We start from the raw sequence: 10,223 nt of genomic DNA, 5'->3' as shown, positions 1-10,223 counted from the left end.
CATCTGAAATGGCCGCGACTCTGGAGGCCGCATTTTTAGAACTGGTTGCGATATCTTCACTTTTCAGTGGAATGGATGCCACAAATACATCACTGATCATTTCTGTCGAAAACAGCATTAAGACAATATTATCCCCCGTCCCGGCATTGGATTGGGAGTAGAGGTTGGAAATAGGGTCGGATTGGTTAAAACTGCACAGTTCTCCGGCAGTTGTCGAGAGTATCAGTGTCGTATCATTGGGGAGGACTTGTTTTAGACGCGAAGAAACGGCATTGAAATTGAGTGCGGCAGAGACAAAACCGATAGCCACTTTGGGCGTAAAAGGGAGACGTTCCAATTTACCGTTGCCAATTTCGCTTTCTCGCAACGTAATCGACATCATAGGTGTCTCCGCCGCACGAGATATTTCTCGCTGCATCGCAGCTGATTTAAACAATCCGAACATACAAACCCTTTTAATTAAATTGTATTGAGCATAGAAGTGGCCGATATAATCGGATTTCCATGTTCATTAATAAGTAAAAGTATATAAAATGTAAATAGCTTCAAAATAGCATTAATATAATAAATAATAATATATATATTTTGTCTCGACATCCTTCATCGATAGTAATATAGTGTGTATGTAATATCAAAAAATTATCGCGTTGTATATTTTGTATAACAAAGGCGTGAAACATATCTTTCGCTTTATTCAAGCTATTAATCTATTATAAAGTGTTACCAGAGAAAAAATTGCGGGGAAAATATCCCTCAGTTTTCTTCACGAAATTGAATCAAAGGAAAAAAAGTGGCATACGCAAAACCGACTTACAAAGCTCAATATGAGAATTTCATTGGTGGAGAGTGGGTAGCTCCTATAAGTGGCGAGTATTTTGAGAATATTTCTCCTGTCGACGGTGAAGTTTTAACCAAAATTCCAAGATCAAATGAAGCTGATGTCGAACTGGCAATCCAAGCAGCGAACAAAGCATTCCAAACGTATAAACATACTTCTGTCGTTGAACGAAGCATTATGCTCAACAAAGTCGCAGACGCGATCGAAGCTAAATTGGAAGACTTGGCGATTGCTGAGACGTTGGATAACGGTAAAACGATCCGGGAAACACTGTATGCGGATGTCCCGTTAGTCGTTGATCACTTCCGATATTTTGCATCTGTCATCCGAGCCGAGTCCGGTACCGTTGCGGATATCGATGAAAATACCATTTCTCAAGAGATTTTTGAGCCCTACGGTGTGGTTGCCCAAATCATTCCGTGGAACTTCCCGTTATTGATGGCGGCATGGAAATTGGCTCCGGCATTGGCGGCGGGTAACTGTATCGTCATGAAACCGGCTTCTGCAACTCCTATGTCGATTTTGCTCTTGATGGAAGCTATCCAGGACGTTCTTCCAAAAGGTGTCATCAACATTATCAACGGTGCCGGCGGAAAAATCGGCAAATACATCTCGACCCATCCGGATGTTAAAAAAGTAGGATTTACCGGAGAGACGACAACCGGTCAGTTGATCATGCAATACGCGACGGAGAACATCATTCCTACCACATTGGAACTCGGCGGTAAATCTCCGAATATCTTTTTTGAATCGATTATGGATGCCGACGATGAATTCTTTGACAAAGCGATCGAAGGGTTGATCCTTTTCGCCTTTAATTCCGGTGAAGTATGTACCTGTCCTTCCCGGGCACTTATCCAAGAGTCGATCTATGAACCGTTTATGAAACGTGTTTTAGAACGTATGGAAGCGATCAAATTAGGAAATCCTTTGGATGTCACCAACATGATGGGTGCACAATGCTCCCTCAATCAAAAAGAGAAAATTCTCGAATACATCAACATCGGGAAAGAAGAAGGGGCAGAGTGTCTCATCGGCGGAAATGTCTATGAGTCAGAAACTTATCCGAACGGATTTTACATCCAGCCGACCGTATTTAAAGGGCACAATAAAATGCGTATCTTCCAAGAAGAGATCTTCGGGCCGGTTCTTGCCGTTACGACCTTCAAAGACGAAGAAGAAGCATTGGCTATCGCCAACGACACGATCTACGGATTGGGTTCAGGAGTATGGTCACGCGATGCTCATCAGCTCCACAAAATCAGCCGAGGAATTGAAGCAGGGCGTGTTTGGGTCAACTGCTATCACATGTACCCCTCACACGCATCGTTCGGCGGATACAAAAAATCGGGTCTCGGCAGAGAAACGCACATGATGATGCTCAACTCATACCGTCACACGAAAAATATCTTAACGTCGTACAACAAAAGCGCTATGGGATTTTTTTAATCGATAGTTGAAACATAGAGCGGGTCAAATATTTTTGATCCCGCTCATAGAGTATCTTAGGAATTGAATATGAACATAGAACGATTAACCCTCACCCCCAAAGCTGCAGAAATCATCGAATTATTGAAAAAACAAAACGGAGAGTTGGTCTTTAACCAAAGCGGCGGCTGCTGTGACGGAACGGCTCCAATGTGCTATGAAAAAAGTGATTTTTACGTTCCCAGCAGAAATGTCAAACTCGGTGAAATATGCGGATGCGAGTTTTTTATCGACAAAGACCAATTCGAATACTTCCGCCATTCTCAGATCATCATCGATGTCAAAGAGGAAAAGAGTGCATTTGGAAATTCGTTTTCATTGGAGATCGATTTGGGGTATCAGTTTATCACGAGGTCACGGATCTTTACGGATGAAGAATATAGCTATATCAGTGAGCATGCTCCCGTTTCATAATGAAAAGTGAGCTGCTATTTTTTCCCAATCTTCCGGGGTGTCTATATCTCGTGATGCATTCGTGCTCAGAGGAATATATTGATAGATATTGGTTTCAAGCAAGACTTTGGCCCCTTTGTCTCCTTGCAGTTTTAGGAGAGAAGGAACGTATTGCTGCGGAAATACGGCAGGCACACCGGATTTTTTCTGATAGTGCGATGCAATAATCAACTCGGGATATTCTTTAGATGTCTGTATCAACGCTTCATAATGTGATTGCGGAATCAAAGGCTGGTCACAGAGCATGATCAAAATACTATTGCAATCATCCAATGTGGATACTCCATAAGCAATAGAACTTCCCAATCCCTCTTCATAATTCGCATTGACCACTGTTTTGAGAGGCAAATCTTTGATTGCGTTACGGCATTGCTCATTGTGATGTCCCAGAACAACCGTAACATGAGGGGAAAGTTCCAAAGCCTGTGTGGCTGCATGCCATATGAGAGCATGCTCTTTTAGTTCTAGAAGCTGCTTGGGCTGACCTAAGCGGCTTGAAGTGCCTGCTGCCATAATCAGTATCTCAAGCTTATGTTCAGTTGGCATGAATCGCCACCTTTTTTTTCTCTCGAAGCGACATCGGAATCGCCCGGTTTCGATCCGCCTCTATTTCAGCGCAGATAGACAATGCAATCGATTCCGGTGACTCTCCTCCCAAATCCAATCCGATAGGATTATGCAGTCTCGGATCCATAAAAAGAGTCTCACTGAATTGGCTGAAAGAGCTGATGATGCTCTTCGTTCTTTTTTGAGGCCCCATCATCCCGATATAGGAGACTTCGGAATTCAATAATGCTTGTAAATAGACGGCATCGCTGTTAAAGTTATGACTCATCACAACAGCCGCATCAAAATCACGTTCCAAGACCTCATGCACTTCATTGCAGTCATTGAGCAAGTGTGTTTCATCGGCAGAGTGGACATGTGTGAGATTGGAGGTTCGTGTATCGCAGATGGCGGTTTGCCATCCGAGTGTATTGGCGATCGAGAGTAACGGCTCACTGCCCGGACCTGCTCCCAAAATCAACAACCGGTAGGGGGAGTTTATTTTCTGATAAAAAAACTGTGCCTCTTCATCAAAGAACATCTCTTCTTTCCGCTCTTCGGATGAAAAGCGGTAAATGCCCTGATTCTGGGTTGACCGGATCAATGTTTGCCGGATGCCGTTTAACGCATATTCCAGCGCAATGCCGATGGCACCGTAATTTTGGTTGTAATAAAACGGTTCCATCCATAGTTTGATCAGACCATTGCATCCGACACCTTTTCCCCAGCTGTCCAAGCTGTCGTCTTTCATCCGCAAATCATGGACGACATATTTTCCTTCATGCTTAGAGAGGATATCTTTCGCACAATGGACAATATCCTCTTCAAAACATCCTCCGCTGACAACACCGATGAATTTACCGTCGGAATTCACCAGCATTGTCGCACCGCTTTTACGATATACGGAACCTTCCGTATCCAAGACATTGATACAGACGATATCTTTTTTGTCGCTTTTCGCCTGTAGTATAAAATTGATAAAATCTTTATGCGCGAACATGATAACCCTAACTTATTTTGATCGGCAGTGAATGGTACCGTTTTCCGGTCGCATCAAAAATGGCATTGGCGACTGCCGGAAAGATAGGAGGAACTGCCGTCTCACCTATACCGCCTATTTTGTCACCTGAATTGACAATACTGACTTCGATATCCGGAGCATCGGAAATACGTGTGACAAGATAATCGTAAAAATTATTTTGCTCCGCTTCACCGTTTTTGATCGTGATTTCACTGTACTTTGTCGGTGCAAGTCCGAAGTTGATTCCGCTGATCATCTGGTTCTCTATATTGAGCGGATTGAGTGCAAAGCCGCAATCGACGCTGCACCATACTTTTTCCACTTTAAAATCATTTTTGGAGACTCTTACTTTGGCGACTTGCGCCACAATACTTCCAAATGATTTGACGAGGGCAACACCGTATCCGACATTTTTCTCTTTTTTGCGATTTCCCCAATCGGAGATCCTTTTGACATCCACTAACAGTTTGATGCATCGTAAATCATCCAGCATACTGATTCTGTACGCGATCGGATCCATACCGGCTTTATGCGCCGCTTCATCGACGATACCTTCTACCATCGGAGCGGTTTGGGTATGTCCTACCGAACGCCACCATAATGCGGGAATAGGGGAACTCGGCGAATGAGACTGCATGTCATGGTTCATAATGCTGTAGGGGTGATCGGTCAGACCGTCCCATTGAGCCCAGTCTACACCGTCTTTAAACAAGAATCCGAGGATCGTATCTTTGACAACCGGTTGTCCGACGACTTTGGCTTCGAAAGCCGTGATGTCTCCGAATTTATTAAGAGCCAGACGGGCTTTGTTTTTATACATAGGACGATAGTTCCCCATGCGGATATCATCTTCTCTCGTCCAAAGGGTCATGATCGGCCATGCTTCATCTTTTGCGGTGTAGACTGCATCGTTGATATAGTCCGAATTCGCTGCAGCTCGACGTCCGAATCCACCGCCTAGGAAGGTGTTGTTATATTCCACAGCTTCAGGCTTGATTCCCAGTATTTCTGCACAATTATTGCGGTAGACGGTTTGCACCTGTCCTCCGGTCCACATTTTGGCACTTGTACCCGTATGATGAACGGTACAGTTGAGAGGTTCCATCGGCGCGTGGGCTAGAAACGGGAATTCATACTCTGCGGAGATAATCGAGTGCGCTTCCTTGAAGGCTTTAGCCGTATTGCCGTCTTTACGCATCGATGCGCCGGGCTTGTCTAAAAGATCGCTATATTCTTTTTGCAAATCAGCAGTGCTGATGGCGGCAAATGCACCTTTGTCCCATACGACACTGATATGATTTAATGCCTCTTTTGCCTGAGACCAGTGTTCTGCGATGACGGCGATTCCGTTAGGAATTTGTTTGATTTTGATTATTCCATTGCGTTTTAGGGCTTCTGTCGGATCAAAACTGACGATTTTGGCACCGAAAACAGCTGGATGCAAGACTGCAGCATATTTGAGGTTCTCCATACGTACGTCAATGCCGTATTCGGCTTGTCCGGTTACTTTGGCCCAGGCTTCGGAGTGATGTCTTCTTGTAGGTTTTCCGATAAGAGAACAATCTTTCAGAGCTTTCAATTCGGGATTTTCAGGGATACTCATGTTTTTGATATCGGATGCCAGTTCCCCATAAGTGAACTGATCCCCTGTCTTGATATTGATGACATGGGAGTTTTTCGTTTTAATCTCCGAGAGAGCTACATTCCATTTTTTAGCAGCGGCCTTTTTGAGCATTTCGTTAATGGCAGCGCCGACTTTGCGCATTTCAAGCTGTTTTGTACTGATAGACGTGGAACCAGCCGTCAACATCCATGGCCCAAAAACCGAATTATAGACAGGATCAATCCCGGACGCTTGAAAATGGACCGCATCCCAATCCGCATCCAGTTCATCCGCTATACACATGGCAAGAGCCGTATAGGTTCCCTGCCCCATTTCCGCTTGCCCCATTAGAAAGGTAATGGTATTGTCCGCATCAATTTTAATAAATGCATTAGGGTGCAATAGTTCTTTTGCCGCTTCATCAGCCCGTGCTTTTGACGGTAAATAAAATCCAATGATAAAAGCACTCGTAGCCAGTGTGGTATTTTTAAGAAAAGTTCTTCGTGAGAGTCCCATAATTAAGCTCCTGCATTTATTTTTTTAATGGCGTTTTTGATACGGTTATAGGTGCCGCATCGGCAAATATTTCCATTCATTTCGGCGATGATCTCTTCTTCGGTAGGGTTGCTGTTGGCTTTAAGCAAACCGGTTGCATTCATGATCTGGCCCGATTGGCAATAGCCGCATTGCGGTACATCTTCTTCAACCCAGGCCTCTTGAACTTTTTTGAGAAGAGGATCGGTTGTATTGGCGATGGTCATGATTTCCTTATCGCCGATCTCTTTTAAAAATGTTGCACAGCTTCTGATGGCTTTCCCGTCAACCAAAACGGTACATGCTCCACATTGGGCGACTCCGCATCCGTATTTGGTTCCGGTTAGATTTAAATACTCTCTGAGTACCCACAATAAAGGTGTTTCCTCATCAACAGTAACATCATAGGTTATGCCGTCGATCTTTAATTTAGTTGTCATAGTTATCCTTTTGATACTTATCTTTTGGAAAGTATATAGAATCAGAATAGCTTCAAAATAGCGATAGAGTTACGATATTTATCCTCGTAAAATATAACTTTTTGCTATTGTTTAATCTATAAATTACGTTTCTGTGATCTTATCAAGAGAACTGCACCGATGGATGAAAGATGGTTACGTACTTGTTTTTGAGATAAAAAACTTTATAATGTTTTATTATGGAGGTGTTTCATGCAAATACTACTGACCGGAGCAAGCGGCTATATCGGCCGTCGGCTCAAACATGTGCTCATGAAACAATCCGATATACGATTGCGTTTGATGGTTCGTAATGTGCACAGTATTTCTGAATCAGCCAAAGAAGAGTGCGAAATCGTTCAAGCCGATGTGCTTGAACCCCAGACGCTTGATGATGCATTGGCGGGGATTGATGTTGCTTATTACCTGATTCACGGCCTGAACCAAACGAATTTCAAAGACCTTGACCGCCAAAGTGCGCAAAACTTTTTGGATGCCTGCATACGGCAAAAGGTTAAGACGATTATTTATCTCGGCGGATTGGGGAACAAACAAACCGGAAGCGAACATCTGCTCAGCCGGATCGAGACAGGCGAAATCCTCAGTTCACGACCTGATGCGGTACACTGTATCTGGTTCCGTGCAGGGGTCATCATCGGTTCCGGAAGTGCGAGTTTTGAAATCATCCGACATCTGGTTCAAAAACTCCCCGTCATGATAACCCCAAAATGGGTCAGTACAATGGTCACACCCATAGGGGTAGAGGATGTCATAGCCTATCTCAGAGATGCTCTTTATCTCAAAACCGAATCGAACCTGATGATCGACATCGGAGAAGAGGCGATGAGTTACGGAGATCTTATGCTTCGTATAGCTTCGGCTATGGGGCTCAAACGCTATCTTATTCCGGTAAACGTCTTGACCCCAAAACTCTCATCGTACTGGCTTGCACTGTTTACTCCCGTCCCTTACAGCGTGGCAAGTTCGCTTATCGAAGGACTGAAAAGCGAAGTGACGGTTACGAATGATCTTCGCCATCAATTATTTCATATCCAATCCCATTCCCTTGAAGAAGCCGTCAGACAGGCTATCCATGAGATTGAATCCAATCAGGTCATGAGCCGTTGGAGTGACAGCGGAGCAGGGACGTGGGAAATAGATCACGCTCATGATCCTGCCAATGCTTTATTCTTGGATCGCCGAGTCATCGATATCGGCACAATGAACGCGGAGAATGTCTATCGCAGTTTTTGTTCGATCGGGGGCAAGAACGGCTGGTTCGGTTATGACTGGCTCTGGAAAATACGAGGGGGAATTGATAAACTGTTCAAAGGGGCAGGGATCAACCGAGGACGCAGGGATCCGAAAGCATTAAGACTTGGCGACAGTCTGGATTTTTGGAAAGTGGTGGATATCGTCGAAAATGAGAGGCTTCTTCTATATGCCCAAATGAAGCTACCCGGCAAAGCATGGCTGGAATTTAAAATCCATGAAGGAAAATTGATTCAGAGTGCATATTTTTATCCCTATGGTTTACTGGGCAGGGTATATTGGTATCTCTTAATTCCATTGCATTATTTGATATTTTCGAATATGGCAAAATCAATCATTGAAAAATCAGCTAAATGATACGGTATAAATGTCATAAATACAAAAATAATTTATATAAAGTGTTATGATATGCATTATATTTAGCGTAGAAATATACATATTCTAAACCGCATGTGTTATGGAATAAAATATCGATAAATAGGGACTTTAATGACCATACGCGTATATTATGAGGATACCGATGTCGGTGGTGTCGTGTATCACTCTAATTATCTTAATTTTTGCGAACGTGCGCGGAGCCAGCTGTTTTTTGATGCGGGGCGTTCTCCGATTTTAGAAGGGGGGCATTTCGTAGCCAAGCACATCGAAGCGGATTATCTTAAAAGTGCGAAATTCGGAGATATTTTAGAGGTTAAAACCTCTCTACTGGGGATTAAAAATGCTTCTTTTACCCTCTCACAGAAGATTTTCAGAGAAGATGAGAAAGTTTTTGAGATGATCATTGATCTCGTGTATATCGATTTTTCAGGGAAAATGGCGAAAATCCCTGCTTCAGAGAAGGCGTTTTTATCCGCGTTATAAAAGCGGTTTCAGTTTCGGAGCCGCTTTTTCGATCGCTTCGGCGATTTCCTGATTCCCGCGCATCATTGCAATATCCAAAGGTGTCATTCCGTCTTTGCTCATCGCACGCCCGGAGGCACCTTTTTCCAGGAGATACAAAGCGATCGGCGTAAACCCTTTCCATGCGGCAAGATGCAGGGCCGTTGCTCCACCTGTGTCTTGGGCGTTGACATCGGCGCCTTTGTCGATCAGATACTTGACCGCTTCGGTATTGCCGACCCAGCTGGCATACATCAAAATCGTTTTGTTGTTGTCTTCACGTGCGGCATTGGCATCTTGGATGGTTTGGATCTGGGATTGAAATGTCTGGGTATCGTTTCGATCCAAAAGCCCTACCAGATTAAGTATGTCTGCCCCGTTGAGGCAGGTTGTCGCTAAAAAGCAGACCAGTAAAATCTTTTGTATCCCCATCATTTTTTAAATTGCTCGATAAACTCTTCGATATCGTCAAACAGAGCTTGAAGATCCTCTTCGTGTTCTACTTCGTCTGCCAAAATCTGAGAAACCAAGTCGTAGGTGATAATGTCTTTTTCGCGGGTGATATCCAGGATATTGGAATAGACTCCTATGGCACACTGTTCACCTTTGATCGCCTGTTCCAGCACTTTACGTACATCGGGTTCGGTCGGTGCTTCGTAGCCGCAGTTGGAATTTTCCAGCCATTGTGCCGGGTGAAGAGCAGGAGTTCCGCCGAGTTGAATAATACGGTCACACAGCATCGTAGCATGACGAAGCTCATCAGCGGCATGCTGCGTCAGTTCCACAATGGCGGCATCTTTCATTAACCCTTTGACCACTTTGGATTCAATGAAATACTGATAATAAGCAAGCCATTCGTCACAATATGCTTTATTGAGCAACTCATAAACCGTTTGCGCTTCGATTCCTCGAAGAAGTGAGATACCTCTTTTACCCATTGGAGTCTCCTCAGTAATAATTGATTCAACTTTATCACTGTCCCTCTTAAAGGAAAATTATTATCCGCAGTAATTATTAAGTTTATCCGGAAGTAAAAGATTTAGCCCGCTCGACTTGGATAAAGTGATTATCCCCTCCGCTTTCAGTTTTTTCAACATTCGGGACAGAGTTTCCGGGGTAATACCGAGCAAC

General features: G+C 43.9%; 11 protein-coding genes and 1 pseudogene. 4 read left to right on the top strand and 8 right to left on the bottom strand.

The genetic code is table 11. The features are described from left to right. Positions 1-445: pseudogene (locus WAO38_RS10550) on the bottom strand (hypothetical protein); the annotation flags it as partial. Positions 446-790: 345 nt separating this feature from the next. Between WAO38_RS10550 and WAO38_RS10545 the strand changes: the two are divergent. Beyond that, positions 791-2,287, top strand: coding sequence for an aldehyde dehydrogenase family protein (locus WAO38_RS10545; protein ID WP_422236909.1), 1,497 nt, complete (start codon positions 791-793; stop codon positions 2,285-2,287). Between the two features lie 69 nt (positions 2,288-2,356). Continuing rightward, positions 2,357-2,740: a DUF779 domain-containing protein gene (locus WAO38_RS10540; RefSeq protein ID WP_422236907.1), complete on the top strand. Its 384-nt coding sequence runs from the start codon at positions 2,357-2,359 to the stop codon at positions 2,738-2,740. Here WAO38_RS10540 and WAO38_RS10535 read toward each other — a convergent pair. Genes WAO38_RS10535 through WAO38_RS10520 form a run of 4 tightly spaced genes read right to left on the bottom strand, consistent with a single transcriptional unit; the run spans position 2,735 to position 6,923 of the window. Continuing rightward, positions 2,735-3,325, bottom strand: coding sequence for a nucleotidyltransferase family protein (locus tag WAO38_RS10535; RefSeq protein ID WP_422236905.1), 591 nt, complete (start codon positions 3,323-3,325; stop codon positions 2,735-2,737). The genes WAO38_RS10540 and WAO38_RS10535 overlap by 6 nt on opposite strands. Next, on the bottom strand, positions 3,315-4,325 hold the full coding sequence (locus WAO38_RS10530; protein WP_422236904.1) for an XdhC family protein: 1,011 nt from the start codon (positions 4,323-4,325) through the stop codon (positions 3,315-3,317). The genes WAO38_RS10535 and WAO38_RS10530 overlap by 11 nt, the downstream gene beginning before the upstream one ends. 7 nt (positions 4,326-4,332) lie before the next feature. Next, positions 4,333-6,465, bottom strand: coding sequence for a molybdopterin cofactor-binding domain-containing protein (locus tag WAO38_RS10525; RefSeq protein WP_422236902.1), 2,133 nt, complete (start codon positions 6,463-6,465; stop codon positions 4,333-4,335). A gap of 2 nt (positions 6,466-6,467) precedes the next feature. Continuing rightward, complete coding sequence (locus WAO38_RS10520) at positions 6,468-6,923, bottom strand: (2Fe-2S)-binding protein (protein WP_422236900.1); 456 nt, start codon at positions 6,921-6,923, stop codon at positions 6,468-6,470. Between the two features lie 231 nt (positions 6,924-7,154). On the opposite strand from WAO38_RS10520, the gene WAO38_RS10515 reads away from it, so the two are divergent. After that, a complete protein-coding gene (locus WAO38_RS10515) occupies positions 7,155-8,570 on the top strand; it encodes an SDR family oxidoreductase (protein ID WP_422236898.1) in 1,416 nt (471 codons plus the stop codon). A gap of 132 nt (positions 8,571-8,702) precedes the next feature. Further along, the gene (locus WAO38_RS10510) at positions 8,703-9,074 is read left to right on the top strand and encodes a YbgC/FadM family acyl-CoA thioesterase (protein WP_422236896.1); all 372 of its coding nucleotides are present in this window, start codon (positions 8,703-8,705) and stop codon (positions 9,072-9,074) included. Here WAO38_RS10510 and WAO38_RS10505 read toward each other — a convergent pair. The 3 genes from WAO38_RS10505 to WAO38_RS10495 are packed head-to-tail and all read right to left on the bottom strand — an operon-like array spanning position 9,069 to position 10,222. Beyond that, entirely contained in the window at positions 9,069-9,527 is a 459-nt protein-coding gene (locus WAO38_RS10505) for an ankyrin repeat domain-containing protein (RefSeq protein ID WP_422236894.1), read from the bottom strand. The genes WAO38_RS10510 and WAO38_RS10505 overlap by 6 nt on opposite strands. Further along, a complete protein-coding gene (locus WAO38_RS10500) occupies positions 9,524-10,030 on the bottom strand; it encodes a ferritin-like domain-containing protein (RefSeq protein ID WP_422236892.1) in 507 nt (168 codons plus the stop codon). Before WAO38_RS10500 ends, WAO38_RS10505 begins: the two co-directional genes overlap by 4 nt. Positions 10,031-10,090: 60 nt before the next feature. Beyond that, on the bottom strand, positions 10,091-10,222 hold the full coding sequence (locus WAO38_RS10495) for a helix-turn-helix domain-containing protein (RefSeq protein ID WP_422236911.1): 132 nt from the start codon (positions 10,220-10,222) through the stop codon (positions 10,091-10,093). Position 10,223: the final 1 nt, after the last annotated feature.

The organism is Sulfuricurvum sp., from assembly GCF_049277495.1.
GTDB lineage: Bacteria > Campylobacterota > Campylobacteria > Campylobacterales > Sulfurimonadaceae > Sulfuricurvum.
This window is presented reverse-complemented; position numbering and strand designations above follow the sequence as displayed.